The sequence below is a fragment of the Citrobacter sp. RHBSTW-00524 genome, assembly GCF_013747755.1.
In the GTDB taxonomy this organism is placed as follows: Bacteria; Pseudomonadota; Gammaproteobacteria; order Enterobacterales; family Enterobacteriaceae; genus Citrobacter; species Citrobacter braakii.
The window spans coordinates 1,115,910-1,135,504 of record NZ_CP056421.1; the positions used below are offsets into that span (position 1 = coordinate 1,115,910).

Below are 19,595 nucleotides of genomic sequence, written 5' to 3' on the forward strand. Positions count from 1 at the left end.
CAATCGCTGATGTTGTTCACTCTCTGGTCATAATTCAAACCGTAACCAACAATGAGATTATGTTCTCCTTACACGGGGTATACGTAACAACGGGCAAATGTGGTACATTTGCCCGCGTTGTCGCGGCATTCCCGACCGTTGATGTAAAGTTGTCTGCGGAAGTTATGGGATGTTAATGCCGTTTTTCAGGGGGCAGGATGGGTAAACTAACGCTGCTGTTGCTGGCTTTATTGGTCTGGCTGCAGTATTCGCTGTGGTTCGGTAAGAACGGCATACATGACTATAGTCGCGTCAACGATGATGTTGCTGCGCAGCAAGCTACGAACGCGAAACTTAAAGCACGTAACGATCAGCTCTTTGCCGAAATTGACGATCTCAATGGCGGACAAGAGGCTATTGAGGAGCGCGCGCGCAACGAACTCAGCATGACTAAGCCGGGCGAAACTTTTTATCGTCTGGTGCCTGACGCGTCTAAACGCGCTCAGACTGCAGGGCAAAACAATCGATAAACCGTCCAGGGATTTAACATGGCAGCCACTTTATTGGACGTTTGCGCCGTGGTGCCGGCTGCCGGGTTTGGCCGCCGAATGCAAACAGAGTGTCCTAAGCAGTACCTCTCTATTGGCAATAAAACCATTCTTGAACACTCGGTTGATGCGCTGCTGGCTCATCCCCGGGTGACGCGAGTCGTTATCGCTATCAGCCCAGGCGACAGCCGCTTTGCCCAACTTCCACTCGCCGCGCATCCGCAAATTACCGTAGTGGATGGCGGCAACGAGCGTGCCGATTCTGTCCTTGCCGGTTTGCAAGCCGCAGGTGAGGCCAGTTGGGTACTGGTGCATGACGCCGCGCGTCCGTGTCTGCACCAGGATGATTTAGCCCGTTTGCTGGCAATCAGTGAGACCAGCCGCACCGGCGGGATCCTGGCGGCACCAGTACGCGACACGATGAAGCGCGCGGAGCCGGGCCGAACAGACATTGCCCATACGGTCGATCGCACCGATTTATGGCACGCGCTGACGCCGCAGTTTTTCCCTCGCGAGCTGTTGCACGACTGCCTGACCCGTGCGCTCCACGAAGGCGCAACCATTACGGATGAGGCCTCGGCGCTGGAATATTGCGGCTTACATCCTCAGCTCGTTGAAGGACGGGCTGATAATATTAAAGTAACGCGTCCAGAGGATTTGGCGTTGGCCGAATTTTATCTGACCCGGACTACCCACCAGGAGAAGACATAATGCGAATTGGACACGGTTTCGACGTACACGCTTTTGGCGGAGAAGGCCCAATTATCATTGGTGGTGTGCGCATCCCGTATGAAAAAGGATTGCTGGCGCATTCTGATGGCGATGTGGCGTTACACGCGCTAACCGATGCTCTGCTGGGCGCGGCTGCGCTGGGGGATATCGGTAAACTCTTCCCTGACACCGACCCGACCTTTAAAGGTGCCGATAGTCGTGAATTATTGCGAGAAGCCTGGCGGCGTATTCAGGCCAAAGGCTATACGCTTGGTAATGTGGATGTGACAATTATTGCTCAGGCACCGAAGATGCTGCCGCACATTCCGCAAATGCGCGTGTTTATTGCCGAAGATCTCGGCTGCCATATGGATGATGTTAACGTGAAAGCGACCACCACGGAAAAACTCGGTTTTACCGGGCGTGGGGAAGGGATTGCCTGTGAAGCAGTGGCGTTACTCATTAAGGCACCGAAATGACTGTGTTTGACGATCTGACGTATCTCCATGGCAAACCACTGGGCCATGGCGTCCTGAAAGCGAATCCGGAAGACTTTGTTGTCGTCGAAGATTTAGGCTTCGAACCGGATGGCGAAGGCGAGCATGTTTTGGTGCGCATCCTGAAGAACGGTTGTAACACCCGTTTTGTGGCTGACGCGCTGGCGAAATTCCTGAAAATTCACGCGCGTGAAGTGAGCTTTGCCGGGCAGAAAGATAAGCATGCGGTCACGGAACAGTGGTTGTGCGCGCGCGTACCGGGCAATGCAATGCCTGATCTAAGCAAATTTGAGCTCGAAGGCTGTAAAGTGCTGGAGTACGCGCGCCACAAGCGTAAGCTGCGTTTAGGGGCGCTGAAAGGCAACGAATTTACGCTGGTGTTGCGTGAAGTGAGCGAGCGAAATGACGTTGAAGCGCGTTTGCAGGCGATTAGCGAACGCGGCGTACCGAACTATTTTGGCGCTCAGCGTTTTGGTATTGGCGGTAGCAACCTGCAAGGGGCGCTGCGCTGGGCACAAAGCGATGCGCCGGTGCGCGATCGCAATAAACGCAGTTTTTGGTTGTCGGCGGCCCGTAGCGCGTTGTTTAATCAGATAGTCAGTGAACGCTTGAAAAAAACAGACTTTAATCAAGTTGTTGACGGCGATGCGCTACAATTATCCGGACGCGGAAGCTGGTTTGTCGCCACACAGGAAGAACACACTGAATTACAGCGTCGCGTCGATGAGAAAGAATTGATGATCACAGCGGCATTACCGGGCAGCGGTGAGTGGGGAACTCAGCGCGACGCACTGGCGTTTGAAAAAGCCGCTGTTGCTGATGAAACCGCGCTGCAGTCTCTGTTATTGCGCGAGAAAGTCGACGCGTCGCGTCGCGCTATGTTGCTGTATCCACAACAATTAAGCTGGAACTGGTGGGATGACGTAACCGTCGAGTTACGCTTCTGGCTACCGGCAGGTAGCTTCGCCACCAGTGTTGTAAGGGAACTTATTAACACAATGGGTGATTATGCGTATATTGCTGAGTAACGATGATGGGGTCCACGCACCCGGTATACAAACGCTGGCGAAAGCGCTGCGTGAGTTTGCTGACGTACAGGTGGTTGCCCCGGATCGTAACCGCAGTGGCGCGTCTAACTCGCTGACGCTGGAATCCTCACTTCGCACCTTTACCTATGATAACGGCGATATCGCCGTACAAATGGGTACGCCCACCGACTGCGTCTATCTGGGCGTGAACGCATTAATGCGTCCGCGTCCGGACATTGTCGTTTCTGGTATTAATGCGGGTCCTAATCTGGGTGATGATGTTATCTATTCCGGTACCGTTGCGGCGGCAATGGAAGGTCGTCATCTGGGATTCCCGGCGCTGGCTGTCTCACTTGATGGCCATAAACACTACGATACTGCTGCCGCAGTAACCTGTCGTATCTTACGGGCGCTGAGTCGTGAACCGCTGCGCACCGGTCGCATTTTGAATATCAACGTGCCGGATTTACCGCTGGATCAGATTAAAGGTATTCGCGTCACGCGCTGCGGCAGTCGCCATCCAGCGGATCAGGTTATTCCACAGCAGGACCCACGCGGTAATACGCTGTACTGGATCGGGCCACCGGGCGAAAAGTGCGACGCCGGGCCGGATACGGATTTTGCCGCCGTCGATGAAGGCTATGTTTCTATCACGCCGCTGCATGTCGATTTAACCGCATATGGCGCGCATGAGGTGGTTTCTGACTGGTTAGACAGCGTGGGAGTCGACACGCAATGGTAAGCAGACGCGTACACACTCTTCTTGAACAATTACGTGCGCAGGGCATCAGAGATGAGCTTGTTCTCGATGCGCTCGCCGCCGTGCCGCGTGAAAAATTCATTGATGAGGCGTTTGAACATAAGGCCTGGGACAATATTGCCCTGCCGATTGGTCAGGGGCAGACGATTTCGCAGCCTTATATGGTTGCGCGAATGACCGAACTGCTTGAGCTAACGCCGCAGTCTCGGGTGCTGGAAATTGGTACTGGCTCTGGCTACCAGACGGCGATTCTGGCGCACCTGGTGCATCATGTGTGCTCCGTTGAGCGCATTAAAGGTTTGCAATGGCAGGCGCGTCGCCGCCTGAAGCAGCTTGATTTACATAATGTTTCGACCCGTCATGGTGATGGATGGCAAGGCTGGCAGGCGCGAGCTCCGTTTGACGCTATCATTGTAACGGCAGCGCCGCCCGAGATCCCGACCGCATTGATGATGCAACTGGATGAGGGCGGCATTCTCGTCTTACCCGTGGGCGATGAGCACCAGTTTCTGAAGCGGGTGCGTCGTCGGGGAGGCGAATTTATTATCGATACCGTGGAGGCCGTACGTTTCGTTCCCTTAGTGAAAGGGGAGCTTGCGTAGATAGCGCTGCTGAATACCTGGAGTTTTCCTGGTTATTCTCGAAAGAGTAAGCGTATTGTGACGGTGCCTTGCACGGTGATTACGTCACTGGTTTTAACCAATTTTCCTGGGGGATAAATGAGCGCGGGAAGCCACAAATTTACCGTTCGCCGCATTGCGGCATTGTCACTGGTTTCACTATGGTTGGCAGGTTGTTCAAACACCTCGAATCCACCAGCGCCGGTCAGCTCGGTTAACGGTAGTGCATCAACGAACACCAGTTCTGGCATGCTGATTACGCCTCCACCCAAAATGGGCTCGACGTCGACGGTACAGCAGACGCCACAGATCCAGTCGGTGCAGCAACCAACCACACAGCCAACGCAAATCCAGCCTGTTGCTCAACAGCCTGTGCAGATGGAAAACGGTCGTATTGTATACAATCGTAAGTATGGGAATATTCCGAAAGGTAGCTACACGGGCGGCAGTACCTATACTGTTAAGAAAGGCGATACCCTTTTCTATATTGCCTGGATCACCGGGAACGATTTCCGTGACCTCGCACAACGCAATAACGTTCCGGCCCCGTATGGCCTGAATGTCGGTCAAACTCTGCAAGTGGGCAACGCGTCTGGTGCACCGATTACCGGTGGCAATGCCATCACCCAGGCGGATGCAGCACAGCAAGGAGTTGTGACCAACCCTGCACAAAATTCCACCGTTGCTGTTGCTTCGAAACCAACAATTACGTATTCTGAGGATTCAGGTGAACAAAGTGCTAACAAAATGTTGCCGAACAACAAGCCTGCTGGGACTGTGGTCACAGCGCCTGTAACGGCTCCAGCAGTTAGCACAACCGAATCAACTGCAAGCTCAACGTCGACTAGCTCGCCAATCTCTACCTGGCGCTGGCCGACTGACGGCAAAGTGATCGAAAACTTTGCGGCTACCGAAGGTGGCAATAAAGGGATCGACATTGCAGGCAGCAAAGGACAGGCTATTGTCGCGACCGCAGATGGACGCGTCGTCTATGCCGGTAATGCGCTGCGTGGTTACGGTAATCTTATTATCATCAAACATAACGATGATTACCTGAGCGCCTACGCCCATAACGATACAATGCTGGTCCGGGAACAACAAGAAATCAAGGCGGGGCAGAAAATAGCTACCATGGGTAGCACCGGAACCAGTTCAACACGCTTGCATTTTGAAATTCGTTACAAGGGGAAATCCGTAAACCCGCTGCGCTATTTACCGCAGCGATAATTAGGCGGAACCAGGCTTTCACGTGCTAGTTCCGTTAGGGATCACGGGTAGGAGCCACCTTTATGAGTCAGAATACGCTGAAAGTTCATGATTTAAATGAAGATGCGGAATTTGATGAGAACGGAGTAGAGGCTTTTGATGAAAAAGCCTTGAGTGAAGAGGAACCCAGTGATAACGACCTGGCTGAAGAAGAGCTGTTATCGCAGGGGGCCACACAGCGTGTGTTGGACGCGACTCAGCTTTACCTTGGTGAGATTGGTTATTCACCACTGTTAACAGCCGAAGAAGAAGTTTATTTTGCGCGTCGCGCACTGCGTGGAGATGTCGCATCTCGCCGTCGCATGATTGAAAGTAACCTGCGTCTGGTGGTGAAAATTGCTCGTCGTTATGGCAATCGTGGTCTGGCTTTGCTGGACCTGATTGAAGAGGGCAATTTAGGGCTTATCCGTGCCGTCGAGAAGTTTGACCCGGAACGTGGGTTCCGCTTCTCAACATACGCAACCTGGTGGATCCGCCAGACGATCGAACGGGCGATTATGAACCAAACCCGTACGATCCGACTGCCGATTCACATTGTAAAAGAGCTGAACGTCTATCTGCGTACCGCGCGTGAGTTGTCGCATAAACTGGACCACGAACCGAGTGCAGAAGAGATTGCTGAACAACTGGATAAACCGGTTGATGACGTCAGCCGTATGCTCCGACTCAACGAGCGTATTACCTCGGTAGACACCCCGCTGGGTGGCGATTCCGAAAAAGCGTTGCTGGATATTCTGGCCGATGAAAAGGAAAACGGTCCGGAAGACACCACGCAAGACGATGATATGAAGCAGAGCATCGTCAAATGGCTGTTCGAACTGAACGCCAAGCAGCGTGAAGTGCTGGCACGTCGTTTTGGTCTGCTGGGGTACGAAGCTGCGACACTGGAAGATGTGGGCCGTGAAATTGGTCTCACTCGTGAACGTGTTCGCCAGATTCAGGTTGAAGGTCTGCGTCGTCTGCGTGAAATTCTGCAGACTCAGGGACTGAATATCGAAGCGCTTTTCCGCGAGTAAGCACAAGTTCTATCAAGAAAGGCCAGTCTCATTGGGACTGGCCTTTTTCTTTAGGGCTACCGCTATCGGGTTCTTTTTACTACACCAGACTTTTCAACCGGTAGATCCACTCCAGCGCCTGGCGAGGCGTTAGTGAATCCGGGTCGAGATTTTCCAGCGCATCAACGGCGGGTGACGTTTCTTCCGGTACTGACAGCAGCGACATCTGCGTACCGTCGACCTGGGTTGCGGCAACATTTGGCGCGATGCTTTCCAGTTCGCGCAGTTTTTGCCGCGCACGCTTGATCACCTCTTTCGGTACGCCAGCCAGGGCAGCGACTGCCAGACCATAGCTCTTGCTCGCCGCGCCATCCTGCACGCTGTGCATGAAGGCGATGGTATCGCCGTGCTCTAACGCATCCAGATGCACATTAGCGACGCCCTCCATCTTCTCCGGTAACTGCGTCAGTTCGAAGTAGTGGGTCGCAAATAAAGTTAATGCTTTGATTTTATTCGCCAGATTTTCTGCGCATGCCCATGCCAGCGACAGGCCGTCGTAGGTGGAGGTACCGCGTCCAATCTCATCCATCAGCACCAGACTGTTCTCGGTGGCGTTATGCAGAATGTTGGCGGTTTCGGTCATTTCTACCATGAAGGTGGAACGACCCGATGCCAGATCATCCGCCGCGCCCACGCGGGTAAAGATACGATCGATAGGCCCGATCTCGACTTTCTGTGCCGGAACGTAGCTGCCGATATAGGCCAGTAGCGCAATCAACGCAGTCTGGCGCATATAGGTACTTTTACCCCCCATGTTTGGGCCGGTGATGATCAGCATCCGTCGCTGAGGCGAGAGGTTAAGCGGGTTGGCGATAAACGGCTCGGTCAGCACCTGTTCAACCACCGGATGACGTCCCTCGGTAATACGAATGCCGGGTTTATCGGTGAAGATCGGACAGGTGTAATTCAGGGTATAAGCACGCTCCGCGAGGTTGACCAGCACGTCCAACTCCGCCAGCGCGCTGGCGCTCTGTTGCAAATCAGCCAGGTGTGGCAGCAGCATGTCGAACAGTTCGTCATACAGCTGTTTTTCCAGCGCCAGCGCTTTGCCTTTTGAGGTCAGAACTTTGTCTTCGTACTCTTTCAGTTCCGGAATAATGTAGCGTTCGGCGTTTTTCAATGTCTGGCGGCGTACGTAGTTAATTGGTGCCAGATGACTTTGCCCACGGCTGATCTGAATGTAGTAGCCGTGCACGGCGTTAAATCCTACTTTCAGCGTGTCCAGACCGGTGCGTTCGCGTTCGCGGATTTCCAGTCTATCGAGGTAGTCCGTGGCGCCATCAGCCAGCGCTCGCCACTCATCAAGCTCTTCATTGTAGCCTGGGGCAATGACGCCGCCGTCACGTACGAGCACCGGCGGAGCTTCCACGACGGCACGTTCCAACAGTTCACGCAGCTCAGTAAACTCACCCATTTTCTCGCGCAGCATCTGCACGGGGGCACTGTCTACGTTTTCCAGTTGTGCGCGCAGTTCGGGTAATTGCTGGAAGGCATGACGCATACGGGCCAGATCGCGCGGGCGCGCAGTACGCAGGGCCAGACGCGCCAGAATACGTTCCAGATCGCCTACCTGGCGCAGCACGGGTTGTAATTCGCTGGTGGTATCCTGCAGCGCGCCGATAGTCTGTTGGCGCTCGGTGAGGATTTTGGTGTCGCGGACCGGCATATGCAGCCAGCGCTTGAGCATACGGCTACCCATCGGTGTCACGGTGCAGTCGAGTACTGAAGCCAGCGTGTTTTCCACCCCGCCCGCCAGGTTCTGGGTGATTTCCAGATTGCGGCGTGTGGCGGCGTCCATAATGATGCTGTCCTGCTGACGCTCCATGGTGATGGAACGAATATGCGGCAGCGAGGTGCGTTGGGTATCTTTTACGTATTGCAGCAGACAGCCGGCAGCGCATAATCCGCGTGGGGCGTTTTCCACGCCAAAGCCAATCAGATCCCGCGTGCCGAACTGCAGATTTAACTGCTGACGGGCGGTATCAATTTCAAATTCCCACAGCGGACGACGGCGCAGGCCGCGACGTCCCTCTATCAGCGAGGTTTCGGCAAAATCCTCGGCATACAGCAATTCAGCGGGGTTGGTGCGCTGCAATTCCGCGGCCATGGTTTCGCGGTCAGCGGGTTCACTGACACGAAAACGCCCGGAGCTGATATCCAGCGTAGCGTAGCCGTACCCTTTACTGTCTTGCCAGATGGCGGCCAGCAGGTTGTCCTGGCGTTCCTGCAACAACGCTTCATCACTGATGGTGCCTGGTGTGACAATACGTACCACTTTGCGCTCAACCGGGCCTTTGCTGGTCGCCGGATCGCCAATCTGTTCACAAATAGCAACGGACTCACCCTGATTGACCAGCTTGGCGAGGTAGTTTTCTACCGCATGATGAGGAATGCCTGCCATCGGGATTGGCTCGCCTGCAGATGCGCCGCGTTTGGTCAGGGAGATATCAAGCAGCTGAGACGCGCGTTTCGCATCGTCATAAAACAGTTCGTAAAAGTCGCCCATGCGGTAAAACAGCAGTATTTCCGGGTGCTGAGCCTTCAGCTTGAGATACTGCTGCATCATGGGGGTATGGCTAGAGAAGTCCTTATCAATGTCTTCATTCATATTGATTTTACTCATTTTTTAATTCTTTCAAGTGCTCATATGGCCCCAGGTAAAACCCCTTTAAACCCACATAAACCCATAAATTTGTAGCTCACTTGTAGCCCAAAGCGTGATAGATTGGTTGTACTCCTTCTTTGGGTTACAAATGGTGGTGATACTTTGAAAACAACTCTCAATCAGGCTTTTATTATCAACAAGTTAAGTATTAATGTTAAGCCTGAGCTCAGTAGCTCTGGAAAAGTCGTTTTCGAAGCCAACCCTGACCAAAAACCTTACATAGTTTTTGACGATCATCGAGATTCACCCGTTGGCTTCGGTGTGAAGGTCAGTTTGACGAAAAAAACCTATGTAATCCAGCGAAGAGTAGCCTCTTCAGATCGTAATGTCAGTGAGGGTAAGAAGCCAAGCTCTGTCTTGAAAGTAAAGGTTGGGAATGTGTCCGATTTTCCGAGTATCGATCAAGCCCGTGAGGCAGCTCGGCAGTTGGTTCAGACAATGATTGCAACAAAGAGAAATCCCAACAAGATTAAAAGGGAACTCGATCTGGCTGAATTGACCGTGAGTGAAGCTTTTGCCCAATACAGGAGTCACTTACTTGGCAGAACCAAACCTGCTAAACCAAACACTCTCAATGTGTTAGACAAAGCTGAGAATCGGTTGAAAGAATGGCAAAACCTTCGAATCAAGGATCTTACTGGTAATGAAATCCTTCGAAAGTTTGACGAGATTGCTTCAAGAGCCAGAACAGCAGCAGAACAGACTTTTAGGTGGGCCAATGTTGCTGTAAAACACGCAATCGAGATTGAAGCTGGGAATGCTCAGACCCAGCAACGACAACCTTCGTTGTCCTATAATCCTTTTTCAATTTTAAAGGTACAGAAGAAGTTCAGAACACGATCTGAGCTGGAAGATAGCTATCGTGCCAAGGGCGTACGAAATCCATTGTCCCCCAAAGATACTTTGGGACGGTTTCTAGCTGCATTACACAATAAGAGAGGTTTTAATCGTTTGGGTTGTGATTATCTGTTGCTGACCATTTTGACAGGAGCCAGGAAAGAAGAGACAGCAACACTGTGCTGGCGAGAGGCCCTGACAGAAGAGGAAGTCAGAACGACAAGCTATGTCGATCTCGAAAACCGGGTTATTCGCTTTTACGACACGAAAAATCGTAACGACCATGAGCTTCCAATCTGTGATGCTACAAAGCGAATTCTGGAAGACCGACGAGATATCGTCAACGATACCGAAATACGGGCAGATAAACGCAAATGGGTTTTTCCGGCTCGTTCATCACGAAGCAAGGTTGGACATTATTCTGACAGTAAAAGCTTGCGCGAGTATATCTGTCAGGAAGCTGGAATAATGAAGCTGGGAATGCACGATCTGCGAAGAACTTTTGGCCGTGTTGCAGAAGAACTAACTTCGTATGCAGTGGTGAAAAGATTGCTTAACCACCGTAATACCACGGACCCTACTGAAAGATATGCTGAGCCTGATAACGAGCGAGTTTTTGAGGCACTTCAACGGATTGAGCTTCATATGCTGATGACAGTACCTGAGTTGTATAATACACTTTTGGCTTCGGCGAAATATCAACCATTGCCAACAAATTAGGGGGACAGGGAATGAGTGCAATCGATACTTTAAGAGAATATGCTGAAGTATGGCGGCTATTTGGTAGTATGCCAGATGATGCAACCCTGAGTGCTGAAGTTTCGGCCCTTTACCTTGGTGTAAGTGTCAAAACATTGGCTCGTTATCGCCAGACTGGTAATGGCCCTGCTTATATCCAATACCAAGCTGAAGATAGCAAAGCAAGAAATCAACGCGTAAATTATCTGTTGGGTGATTTAAAAACCTGGCGGGATAATCATAAAGTGAACAGCACAATGGAAGCAGCACAGGTCCGTGGGTTGGCTTTTGCTTCTTTGGCTGATTTTACCAAGCCAGAGCCTTTCTGGACTATTGATAATAAAATTTATTCTCATGCCCTTACTGTATCTGACGAAGTATTCAAGGAGCTATTAAATACCTCTCGCGCAGAAGTTATTTGGATCTCTCTTGAGAAAGTGTTGTTTGAGAACTGGCATGCTTCGAGAGAGCGCCAGAAATGGAATGACGTTTTTGTTAGTGTACTAAGTGGGATGGTTAAATCATGTGAAATTGAACAAGAACGTCATATACTTAATGATATTTTATGATTAATTTCATTCCCAATATAAAATTGAATTTATGTTGGGAAATAGTCATTTGCGGAAGTATAAATTGTTCAACAGCATTATTTATTATTTTAATCAAATGGAATGCCGTCTGTAGGATATCTTCTTTTGGGGTTTTTAACCGGCTTTGTTTTACTCCCTGCACGATAAAAGTTAAACGAATTGGCAAAGTCTTCTGTCTCCAGTCTGGACTTTCTAAATTTATCCATCAGATCTTCATTGAAACGACGAGGGATTCCTTTAACACACAAGTTTGAATTAAGGTATACTTGGTTATCTATGGCGTCACGAATAAGTATTTTTCTCTCAAATAACTCTTTGAATGCGCGTGAGACATTTGATTTATTCAGCCCAAGATCTTTGGCTATACGTGACTGTGAAAAATCAGGGATAATATTTCCATAATCAATTACTGAGAAGAGATAAAGCACAATTCTAAACGCTGTGGGCGTCAAATCCATCCTGGCGAGTGTGGCCATATTGCCTTTGAATATCATTGAGAAATCGTCTCTGAATGACGTTTTTTTATAGCTATTTGCTTTAATCTTTATTTCTTCCAGATCTTCGGGCATAACCTCTAATGCTTCTGCAATAATGGACTTTTGTTCTTTAGTTAATACAACGCTTGTGATTGACATGATGGCTCCTTTTTTATTGTTGTGATTACATATATGGCACATTTAATTTATTTGTCAACTTGATTGGTAGCATTATTTAATTGTATTTACTTTTGAGATTTTACGGTTGTTATTTAGTGTGAGATGGTTGGTTATCAAATTTAAAACAAGGGGTGCTAAATTTCACCATCACCTGTTATGTAATTAATGATTTTTGGTTCTGAAATTAATAACGGCAGGGTTTGTTTAATTATTTGATTTTATTGGTTAATTTTCAATTGTGTTCTGCAAGATAAAAGAGTGATAAAGAAATAAGAAACCACAGTTTTGCATTAGAACGATACTCAAGGCCTTGGTGTACCTGATGAAAACACTTTTATTATTGTTTTTCTTACATAATATCATTTCTTAAGTGAAGCCTGCGCAACTGTGTGTTGCGCCATTGGGCTTCAGAACATTACTACAGTATTTTCTGTAAGTATAAATACGCTTCGCGCACGAGTTCATAGACCTGAGGTTAACTGTCATTACAAATACGCTTCGCGCAAAAAATCAGGAGGCTGAGTTGATCGGGAAAGCGAACACAGATACATGATTTGCCCATTTGCTGAGTACGGCTCACGCCGGGACCCTTCGGAAAAACCCTTTCTGCTTCAGCGAGTGAGTGCTGTGGGCACTCAGCGGCGCTGCCAGGGAAACAAAATTATGGTTTTCACCGGTTTGGTAAAAATAATTAACATTTATCGGTAGTCGGGGCGTAAGCCAGTGCGTAGCACGCTCTCAAAAAAATTCCTGTGGTTTTTTTATCTGAAATATGGAAATGACTCAGATAATTGAAATATGAAATAGTAATGCAATCTGGAGGACTCAATATCTCCACAGTGAAAGCTGTTTTAAGTGAGAATAGAATAAATATTGTTTTATAAAAATATTTTTAAATTACTATTGATTTTATTTTTGAAGATGATAGTACTTAATTATAAAAACAAAAAATGGAGAAAATTATGAGTGCTATTGATGTTTTATCTCAGGAGGAAAAGTTTATACATGTTGTTGATAAATTTATAACCCATCATCACAACAGCGTTAATAACAATGTCTTTTACAAAAAACTTTATGTTCTCTTCGCCGGGTATCATCTGAAGTATTTTTATTCACGGGCGCAGTATCGCAATTCATGTTATCACGTTGATAATATTATGCAGATGTTTACAGGAGTCGTTTCAACCCTGAACACAACTCTGCTCAGGAAGCTTGCAAACAGCAATACATTGCTGCATTGCCTGAATTCACTTGTGAATTATATTTCAGGCAATCTGGACGAAGCAGAGCATATTTATGCTGATTTGCTGGCTCAGTATGAAAAGAAACGCATTGCAGGCTCTCTGGCTTATACTCCGCCAGGCTCAGTGATCAGGAAAAGACTTTGATAGCGGCAGCAGCGTGTACAAGGAATGGGATGCTGAATGGTGGAGAGAAATGGAGCTGGCGTTTCCGGCAGGTCATAATCGAGTATTAAAAAGGCAGGAGCCACCCAGTTGGCGTCCCGCCTGTCGTGATGGCTTTAAGGTGGGTTTACTTATCAACGACCTGCCAGCCATCATCCGTTTTGACCAGCGTGACAGCCGCTGTGCGTTTTTCGTTATCGACAACAGCTGTTACATTGCATTTATAGCTTTTATCCGATACTTTCACGCAGTCATGCTTTTTGACAGATTTTAATTCCCGCAGTGCGTCTTTCGGGACATCTTTACCTGCTATGGATTTAACGATGGCATTCGTCTGCTCCACGACCTTATTCATCGCAGTGTAAATATCCTGCTCAGACGGTTCACCGGTACAGCCACTCAGCAAAAAAATGGACGCAATGAGTGTGGTAAATGCATATGTTTTCATAAAATAATCCCAGACTGTAGAGTACGTTATTGAATAAGACCGGTTTTCATCTTGCTGTTGTTTTCAGAGAACGTCCAATTGCTGACCGTTTCGCCTTTAAATTCGATTTCCAGCGTTTTGGCCTGCGTCTGTGAACCCCCTGTCAGCAGTCCAATCACGGGAATGAATGTGGTGGCATCAAACTGATTGTTGTCCATCGAGTAAGTCCATTCTTCATTGCCACTATCAAGTGTAGTTTTGGTTTCGGGCTGACCGAATGCGGTAATGATTTCTGATTTCGTTGTTTTATTTTTGATGATTTTCGACAGCAGACTTTGTGATGTTTCTTTTTTTAGATGCTGGTTGCCTGATGTTGAACAGCCAGAAATAAGTAAAGAAGAAATAAAAAACACAGAAATCATGAATCTGTTCATAAGTTCTCCCATATTAATTTTTTATGTTTGCGGTGGTGCGAAATTAATATCACCGTATAAAAACAACTCTGTCTGCATATTTCTTTTTAATTATGCAGATAAGAATAATGACGCTGGCAAAAAATGTAATGACTGAGACAGGAGTGCTACCGGTCAATGAAAATACTAACCAGGCGAGACCGAATGCCACGAATTGAAACAGGAATGCCACACTGAGCGGACTTTCACCATAGGCCACTTTTGCATGGCAACCTTTGCAAATCCGCACGCCGTGCGGGCTTTGTGTAAAGCAGAAGGGGCAGCTAATCGTTTTACTATCCATCATGACTCCGTGGCCTGATTTAAGGTGATGTATTTTTGAACATTTTCGATGAATGATCCGCTTTAGTAAAATTGCTTGTACCGATCGATGGATCTTGGTTGATAGGTTGTAACTATCATAACTAGTTTATCGATCTATATAAACGATCAATATTTTGTTGACTATTACTAAAGTATGGACTGTTTAACTTATGGTGCAGGATGGGGGTTGTATTTAACTAATTGTTCTTTAATGGGATTTGTTGTCATGGAATGACAGGGTGTCAGAAGATGCAGGTGCAGGATTTGGTGGAAAGGATGTGCAGTGGCATGTAACAGAGACATGCCCCTGCGCCTGAGAAGTGCCACAATATGGCCGAGCAATACAAGCCACGAATGCAGACGACGCTGGCGGGGTATCTGACGAGCTGTATTGTGCAGTTTGCTCCTGAGTTGAATGACACCCACTGTTTCCTGTTGTCTTTCCAGACGAATTTTTTCTTCAAGCTGAAGGATTTTCTCCAGAATCGTTTCCCGGTTTGCAGCCTGTTCTTCAGGCTCGCATGATGGCACTGGCACTGGCACTGGCACTGGCACTGGCACAGTCTGCTGTTGCTCTTTTTTCAGTAAAGCCAGGTGCTCTGGTGTAAAATCAATCTGTGTTTGCAGAGAAGACCAGCCATACTTTTTTCCAAGCTGAGACGCTTTAAAGGCAATGCCCTGGTACTGAAATGAAAAGCCGTTCATTTTTCCCGTTGAGGCGATATTGGGTTTACAGTTCACGCCTTCCTTTTCCAGCATAGTGATAAAAGTCAGCAAATCAGGGCGGCCGGTTAACGCATTATCAATCAGGCTCTGCAGAGTGGACCTGGGGCAGGGAGTTGTCGTTCTTTCAGCCATCATCAGCTCGTTGCGGGAAGGCTTTCTTTTCTCCTGACTATGACTACTGATTGCAGATGTGGTTTGAGTGAGTTTGTGGACTTTCTCCAGCTCGCTGATAATCCGGGTACTGATAAGATTTTCATTTTTCCCAAGGTACAGCTTCCCACCGACCATGTTAATTCTGTTAGCTATTATATGGATATGCTGCCCGTCCGAATCATCGTGCATGATATAGCAGCGAAGATGGGTTTCAGTGAATCCCATCCGGGTCATATAATCGTCAGCGAATGCCGCCCATTGTCTGACTGACAGTGTTTCTCCCTTTGGCAGGCGAAGCGAATTATGCCAGACAGGTTTGGCGACACCGGGGCGCAGTAGTCTTGTGCCTTCAAATTCACTGATAAGTTCAGCAGCAGTGCTTCCCGTCATGTTGCCACCGATAATATAAGGCGTGATTTTGTGGTGAGATCCTGACTTAAGGCTATAGAGAACCACACCTGCAAACTGTTTACCCCGCTTTATTTTCTGCATGCCTTTCACTGGTCTTGCTCCAGAAAGGTTGATGGAATAAGGTGATCCCTGAGAGTTTTGATTTGTCTGCGCAGGGCGAAGAGTTCTGTACGGGTCAGTTCGCTGTCAGGGCTTTTGCTGTCGAGATGATTCAGCAGGCGGTTTAAATCCTGTGAAAGGTTGCCGAGTTTAATCCATGCTTCACGATTGATTTCAGGTAATACCGGTGGGAGTTTGTTGAGGGATGCCATTCTTAGCCATTCCCCTTTTTTATAAGGGCCTCTTTTACTATCGAGAATAGATAATTCTTCTTCGTTTAACCGAACGCTGACGCAGTGAGTTCGAACTTCATTAGGTGAATATTTTGCTGTATGGAATTTACCTCTTCTTGAGCTTCTTGATAGATCTTCTTTACTTTCATTTTTATGCATATCTAACCTTTTTAAAATGTGTTCATGATCTACAGTTAGCGCATTGGTAAAATAAGTCAAGGCAGTGTCGAAATTTATAAATAAGAGAGGTGGAGCAGATTGCTAATTAGGTAATCTGCTCTGGGTAAAAATAGGGTTCATATTAAATTCATTATGACAGTGAGGAGGGGCGGAGGTTACAATCTACGTTTTACTGGCATTAAAGAGATTGTTTGTTTCATAATTTCGCTAAGTTTCTTTTTCTCATGTTCTGCTATATATTTACAAATCTCATCATGTCGAATATGTTGTTCCAGTTGTTTTTTATCCATTTTGATGTCATTGCGGATAAACCATTTAATGGTTTCAATGTCCTCGCGTAAATCATAACCTCGCAGTACAATATGGCGAAAATGTGTGTTGCTGATATCTGTCTTCTTCTTTAGTTCACTGAAGAAAGAGCTCATTTCATTTTCATTGGCACTTAGATAAACCTGGCAGTTATCAGAGATAGTAAAGTTAAGGTTTTTCTTCTGAAGCAAATCCATTATCTGCAGACTTTCGCTGTTGAGGTAGTTGAAAATTACTGGACTGCTATCCTTCATACTAATATGACGAATGAGCATTTTGGCTTTGAAATCGCCTAATGAATAGCAAATTTCAAAAATACCGTGACCCTGGTTATCTCTGTGGTTTATATCGCAACCGGCCTGTACCATCAAATCAAAGATAGAGTGATTTTTTACGTAAAAAAGTATTGTTCTTCCGCATTTATCCACATTGTTGACATTAATTCCAGCATTGATCAGGGTTTTGCAACAGGATATATTATCAGCTAACGAGCATAAACAGGTTTGGCCGAGACCATTTTTGTGGTGTATATCTACGCCGGAATCAATCAATTTTTTCAGTATGTGAGGATTTCGCTGGTTAAACAAAACATTGTGACCATAGTTGTCAGCATGGTTAAAATCTATTCCTGCTTTAACCAGAGTGTCAATCATTCTTGGGTTTTTACAGTAAAACAGTATATTTCTTCCAAACGAATCCAGTGTATTAATATCGGAGCCTGCATTAATGCAAGCCTGAATGTCTTTTGGAGTTTTACAAGAGAGTAATGTATTTATTGCGTTGTTATTCATAATTTTTCTCCTCTGTTAAGCGACTAATCTGATATAGTTGTCATGGTTGGTTTTATATTCCTTTATTTTTTTAATGTCTTCGTAAATTCGAGCGAGTGAAAACCATGAGATCTCTTTCAACATGTTTTTGTTGCTTACATACAAAATGTTACCACCGCGAAATGAAAAAGCATTATGGAATGTACTTTCATTCGTCGTTTTGAGAAATCGAATGAAATTTTTTATTGTCTCTTTTTTGTTCATGTTATAAGAGGTGAATGTATAGATAGAGAATACGGTTAAAATATTTCTCTTCGAGACCATATGTCTTGAGAAATAATCGAAATAAAATCTTTGCTCCTGAGTGTCACTTTTGCAGAAAAAAGAAAATTGTGGATTATATAATCTATAAAGATCTGCGTTCTTTTTTGTTTTGGCGAGATAGTTAGTCAGGCTTGGATATTTTGTTTTATTCATTTTAGTTCTCCTTTATTTAATTAACAAAGGAAATATATATTATTAAATAAACAAAATGCAAATATATTTTTATATTTATTTAATTAAATAGTTATATTTTTATTATGTTTCATATAAGGTGTTGTTTTTCATTGTTATTTTATTTTTATCAAAAAGTGCTGTGTTTTATTTGATTGATTTGGTTTGAGAGTAGTGATTGATATAGTATGAATTGGCGATGAGGGTGTTTTAAAAAATAAATTTATCAAAGTGCAAAGGTGCAATGTGGGGCTTTGTATTAAATTAATGATGTTAGCGCCCCTTGGCTATCTAACTAAAGGTTAAAGCCAAGGGGAGAGTGTTCAGGCAGATTCAATTCATAATCTTTTTTTTGTAATTGCTTTACAGGTAACTGGTTGAAGCGTTGTTCGTAAAACCTTTTGCTCTCTCTGTAATTTGTCCTGGAGGATTTCTTCATAAAAGTAGCGTTCTTTTAGCGATTCTATATCAACTTTTATATCATTACGTATTAACCATTTAATTAGCAGTCTTCCTGCATAGTGCGTCAGTAGATATGTACTGCTTATGTAAAACCAAACATGACTAATGTCTGTCAGCTTCTTTAGTTGTAAAATTAATTTTTTAGCGTCGGCATTTGTTGGTGTTATGATACATTTATCACTTATCTCAAATTCATTTTTTTGTTTTATAAGCAATGACAACAGCTCAATTGATTTAAATGTAATGTTCTTGAATACAATTTTTGAACTATTTGTAAGGTGAATATTACGGATAAGGAAGCGCATGTAGTTATCATTTTTAGATTCCCAGTGCGTATATTTACCAACTATGCTATTATTTTCTGACTGCCAGTGATCGAATGCTGTCTGTCCACTTATATTTTTATGATTAATGTCGCAACCAGCCTCAATTAGTGCATCGTACACATATCCTTCAAATGGAATGAAAAGAAAGGAATTGCCATAGCTATCTTTGGTATGGATATCTAGTCCTGCTTTGATAAGATATTTTACTAACCCTGGTGAAACATCAATATGTTGAATCGCAAGGGTGCCTGACTTATTCCGGTGGTTAACATTAATACCATTGCTGACAAGAAGTTCCACTGTTTCAACATTTTGAGCATAGAATAATGCATTATTACCGTCATTATCCAAGTGGTGAATGTCAATGTCAGCGTCAATCATTGCCTGTATAGCTTCAGGTACATTACAGGTAAAAAGAGCAGTTTGACCTTTACTATTGCACATATTTATATCCATGCCAGCCTTAAGGCAACGAAGGACACCATTTTTAGACTTTACACGGAATAGGTTATTTTTATTATTTTCTCTTGATATCATTGTTTATCTCCTTTTTTGTTGTTTTCAAGATATTAATGACACCAGATTTTACGGTATTCAAATTTATTTTTGTTTTATTAGGGGGTATCTGATTTGGTTTGCTTAAGGTTATTCTTAACTTAATGGAACATAGGGACGTTAAGGTTATCCTATGTGATGTGGATTAACCATTTTCACAAGAATATTTATCCATATTGGAGCTAATCTGTATAAAGGAGATAATTAGAGGCTCAGATATTAATACTATAGAGAGTAATGCTATAGGATATGGAAAAGATCATGTAATATAATGGTGGTTATTAATGTTCATCTTAATTTTGGAAATTAAATGAGTA

22 protein-coding genes are annotated in these 19,595 nt (G+C 45.8%); 11 read left to right on the forward strand and 11 right to left on the reverse strand.

The window, feature by feature from the left end:
- The first annotated feature begins 197 nt into the window (after positions 1-197).
- From ftsB to HV229_RS05415, 6 genes are read left to right on the forward strand one after another with little or no spacing between them, the layout of a single operon-like run.
- Positions 198-509, forward strand: a complete 312-nt coding sequence (gene ftsB / locus HV229_RS05390; protein WP_003034163.1) for a cell division protein FtsB — start codon at positions 198-200, stop codon at positions 507-509.
- An 18-nt stretch (positions 510-527) separates the two neighbouring features.
- Entirely contained in the window at positions 528-1,238 is a 711-nt protein-coding gene (gene ispD / locus HV229_RS05395; protein WP_016154210.1) for a 2-C-methyl-D-erythritol 4-phosphate cytidylyltransferase, read from the forward strand.
- On the forward strand, positions 1,238-1,717 hold the full coding sequence (gene ispF, locus HV229_RS05400) for a 2-C-methyl-D-erythritol 2,4-cyclodiphosphate synthase (protein ID WP_016154209.1): 480 nt from the start codon (positions 1,238-1,240) through the stop codon (positions 1,715-1,717). Before ispD ends, ispF begins: the two co-directional genes overlap by 1 nt.
- Entirely contained in the window at positions 1,714-2,763 is a 1,050-nt protein-coding gene (gene truD, locus HV229_RS05405; protein WP_016154208.1) for a tRNA pseudouridine(13) synthase TruD, read from the forward strand. Before ispF ends, truD begins: the two co-directional genes overlap by 4 nt.
- The gene (gene surE / locus HV229_RS05410; protein ID WP_016154207.1) at positions 2,744-3,505 is read left to right on the forward strand and encodes a 5'/3'-nucleotidase SurE; all 762 of its coding nucleotides are present in this window, start codon (positions 2,744-2,746) and stop codon (positions 3,503-3,505) included. The genes truD and surE overlap by 20 nt, the downstream gene beginning before the upstream one ends.
- Positions 3,499-4,125, forward strand: coding sequence for a protein-L-isoaspartate(D-aspartate) O-methyltransferase (locus tag HV229_RS05415; protein ID WP_003034172.1), 627 nt, complete (start codon positions 3,499-3,501; stop codon positions 4,123-4,125). The genes surE and HV229_RS05415 overlap by 7 nt, the downstream gene beginning before the upstream one ends.
- Before the next feature lie 32 nt (positions 4,126-4,157).
- On the opposite strand, the gene HV229_RS26240 is transcribed toward HV229_RS05415, so the two are convergent.
- Positions 4,158-4,385: a hypothetical protein gene (locus tag HV229_RS26240; RefSeq protein WP_225622947.1), complete on the reverse strand. Its 228-nt coding sequence runs from the start codon at positions 4,383-4,385 to the stop codon at positions 4,158-4,160.
- Here HV229_RS26240 and nlpD point away from each other — a divergent pair.
- Both nlpD and rpoS read left to right on the forward strand, forming a co-directional pair.
- Positions 4,288-5,370, forward strand: coding sequence for a murein hydrolase activator NlpD (nlpD, locus tag HV229_RS05420; protein WP_230330220.1), 1,083 nt, complete (start codon positions 4,288-4,290; stop codon positions 5,368-5,370). The two genes, HV229_RS26240 and nlpD, sit on opposite strands and share 98 nt — an antisense overlap.
- 62 nt (positions 5,371-5,432) lie before the next feature.
- Positions 5,433-6,425 carry an RNA polymerase sigma factor RpoS gene (rpoS, locus tag HV229_RS05425; RefSeq protein WP_000081498.1) on the forward strand — a complete coding sequence of 331 codons (993 nt, stop codon included), beginning with the start codon at positions 5,433-5,435 and terminating at the stop codon, positions 6,423-6,425.
- 79 nt (positions 6,426-6,504) lie between these two features.
- Here rpoS and mutS read toward each other — a convergent pair whose 3' ends face one another.
- Positions 6,505-9,072 (reverse strand): DNA mismatch repair protein MutS, encoded by a 2,568-nt coding sequence (gene mutS, locus HV229_RS05430; protein ID WP_181547683.1) that lies wholly within the window; start codon positions 9,070-9,072, stop codon positions 6,505-6,507.
- 159 nt (positions 9,073-9,231) lie between these two features.
- Here mutS and HV229_RS05435 point away from each other — a divergent pair, with 159 nt between their 5' ends.
- Both HV229_RS05435 and HV229_RS05440 read left to right on the forward strand, forming a co-directional pair.
- Complete coding sequence (locus HV229_RS05435) at positions 9,232-10,686, forward strand: tyrosine-type recombinase/integrase (RefSeq protein WP_001530776.1); 1,455 nt, start codon at positions 9,232-9,234, stop codon at positions 10,684-10,686.
- Between the two features lie 11 nt (positions 10,687-10,697).
- A complete protein-coding gene (locus tag HV229_RS05440; RefSeq protein ID WP_004114867.1) occupies positions 10,698-11,273 on the forward strand; it encodes a hypothetical protein in 576 nt (191 codons plus the stop codon).
- An 89-nt stretch (positions 11,274-11,362) separates the two neighbouring features.
- Here HV229_RS05440 and HV229_RS05445 read toward each other — a convergent pair whose 3' ends face one another.
- The gene (locus HV229_RS05445) at positions 11,363-11,929 is read right to left on the reverse strand and encodes a helix-turn-helix domain-containing protein (protein ID WP_016239675.1); all 567 of its coding nucleotides are present in this window, start codon (positions 11,927-11,929) and stop codon (positions 11,363-11,365) included.
- Between the two features lie 983 nt (positions 11,930-12,912).
- Between HV229_RS05445 and HV229_RS05450 the strand changes: the two genes are divergently transcribed.
- Positions 12,913-13,338: a hypothetical protein gene (locus tag HV229_RS05450; RefSeq protein ID WP_004114857.1), complete on the forward strand. Its 426-nt coding sequence runs from the start codon at positions 12,913-12,915 to the stop codon at positions 13,336-13,338.
- 145 nt (positions 13,339-13,483) lie between these two features.
- On the opposite strand, the gene HV229_RS05455 is transcribed toward HV229_RS05450, so the two are convergent.
- The 8 genes from HV229_RS05455 to HV229_RS05485 all read right to left on the reverse strand — a co-directional run bounded on the left by HV229_RS05455 (position 13,484) and on the right by HV229_RS05485 (position 19,260).
- Positions 13,484-13,804 (reverse strand): hypothetical protein, encoded by a 321-nt coding sequence (locus HV229_RS05455; protein ID WP_016239768.1) that lies wholly within the window; start codon positions 13,802-13,804, stop codon positions 13,484-13,486.
- Positions 13,805-13,830: 26 nt separating this feature from the next.
- Complete coding sequence (locus tag HV229_RS05460; protein WP_023294354.1) at positions 13,831-14,217, reverse strand: hypothetical protein; 387 nt, start codon at positions 14,215-14,217, stop codon at positions 13,831-13,833.
- Positions 14,218-14,266: 49 nt separating this feature from the next.
- Entirely contained in the window at positions 14,267-14,539 is a 273-nt protein-coding gene (locus HV229_RS26125; protein ID WP_000377562.1) for a hypothetical protein, read from the reverse strand.
- A 188-nt stretch (positions 14,540-14,727) separates the two neighbouring features.
- Complete coding sequence (locus tag HV229_RS05465) at positions 14,728-15,939, reverse strand: relaxase/mobilization nuclease domain-containing protein (RefSeq protein WP_048228106.1); 1,212 nt, start codon at positions 15,937-15,939, stop codon at positions 14,728-14,730.
- The gene (locus tag HV229_RS05470; RefSeq protein WP_001594377.1) at positions 15,936-16,340 is read right to left on the reverse strand and encodes a hypothetical protein; all 405 of its coding nucleotides are present in this window, start codon (positions 16,338-16,340) and stop codon (positions 15,936-15,938) included. The genes HV229_RS05465 and HV229_RS05470 overlap by 4 nt, the downstream gene beginning before the upstream one ends.
- A gap of 176 nt (positions 16,341-16,516) precedes the next feature.
- Positions 16,517-17,461 carry an ankyrin repeat domain-containing protein gene (locus HV229_RS05475; RefSeq protein ID WP_023294352.1) on the reverse strand — a complete coding sequence of 315 codons (945 nt, stop codon included), beginning with the start codon at positions 17,459-17,461 and terminating at the stop codon, positions 16,517-16,519.
- 15 nt (positions 17,462-17,476) lie between these two features.
- Complete coding sequence (locus HV229_RS05480; protein ID WP_016246254.1) at positions 17,477-17,917, reverse strand: hypothetical protein; 441 nt, start codon at positions 17,915-17,917, stop codon at positions 17,477-17,479.
- Between the two features lie 356 nt (positions 17,918-18,273).
- Positions 18,274-19,260: an ankyrin repeat domain-containing protein gene (locus HV229_RS05485; RefSeq protein ID WP_016246253.1), complete on the reverse strand. Its 987-nt coding sequence runs from the start codon at positions 19,258-19,260 to the stop codon at positions 18,274-18,276.
- Positions 19,261-19,595 lie beyond the last annotated feature (335 nt).

Bases quoted from the DNA above. Each gene is read 5' to 3' on its own strand.
- HV229_RS05455 (WP_016239768.1), bottom strand. From the start codon at position 13,804: ATGAAAACATATGCATTTACCACACTCATTGCGTCCATTTTTTTGCTG.
- ftsB (WP_003034163.1), top strand. From the start codon at position 198: ATGGGTAAACTAACGCTGCTGTTGCTGGCTTTATTGGTCTGGCTGCAG.
- HV229_RS05460 (WP_023294354.1), bottom strand. From the start codon at position 14,217: ATGAACAGATTCATGATTTCTGTGTTTTTTATTTCTTCTTTACTTATT.
- HV229_RS05475 (WP_023294352.1), bottom strand. From the start codon at position 17,461: ATGAATAACAACGCAATAAATACATTACTCTCTTGTAAAACTCCAAAA.
- HV229_RS05440 (WP_004114867.1), top strand. From the start codon at position 10,698: ATGAGTGCAATCGATACTTTAAGAGAATATGCTGAAGTATGGCGGCTA.
- HV229_RS26125 (WP_000377562.1), bottom strand. From the start codon at position 14,539: ATGGATAGTAAAACGATTAGCTGCCCCTTCTGCTTTACACAAAGCCCG.
- HV229_RS05415 (WP_003034172.1), top strand. From the start codon at position 3,499: ATGGTAAGCAGACGCGTACACACTCTTCTTGAACAATTACGTGCGCAG.
- HV229_RS05480 (WP_016246254.1), bottom strand. From the start codon at position 17,917: ATGAATAAAACAAAATATCCAAGCCTGACTAACTATCTCGCCAAAACA.
- rpoS (WP_000081498.1), top strand. From the start codon at position 5,433: ATGAGTCAGAATACGCTGAAAGTTCATGATTTAAATGAAGATGCGGAA.
- HV229_RS05485 (WP_016246253.1), bottom strand. From the start codon at position 19,260: ATGATATCAAGAGAAAATAATAAAAATAACCTATTCCGTGTAAAGTCT.
- HV229_RS05445 (WP_016239675.1), bottom strand. From the start codon at position 11,929: ATGTCAATCACAAGCGTTGTATTAACTAAAGAACAAAAGTCCATTATT.
- truD (WP_016154208.1), top strand. From the start codon at position 1,714: ATGACTGTGTTTGACGATCTGACGTATCTCCATGGCAAACCACTGGGC.
- ispF (WP_016154209.1), top strand. From the start codon at position 1,238: ATGCGAATTGGACACGGTTTCGACGTACACGCTTTTGGCGGAGAAGGC.
- HV229_RS05470 (WP_001594377.1), bottom strand. From the start codon at position 16,340: ATGCATAAAAATGAAAGTAAAGAAGATCTATCAAGAAGCTCAAGAAGA.
- ispD (WP_016154210.1), top strand. From the start codon at position 528: ATGGCAGCCACTTTATTGGACGTTTGCGCCGTGGTGCCGGCTGCCGGG.
- surE (WP_016154207.1), top strand. From the start codon at position 2,744: ATGCGTATATTGCTGAGTAACGATGATGGGGTCCACGCACCCGGTATA.
- mutS (WP_181547683.1), bottom strand. From the start codon at position 9,072: ATGAATGAAGACATTGATAAGGACTTCTCTAGCCATACCCCCATGATG.
- HV229_RS05450 (WP_004114857.1), top strand. From the start codon at position 12,913: ATGAGTGCTATTGATGTTTTATCTCAGGAGGAAAAGTTTATACATGTT.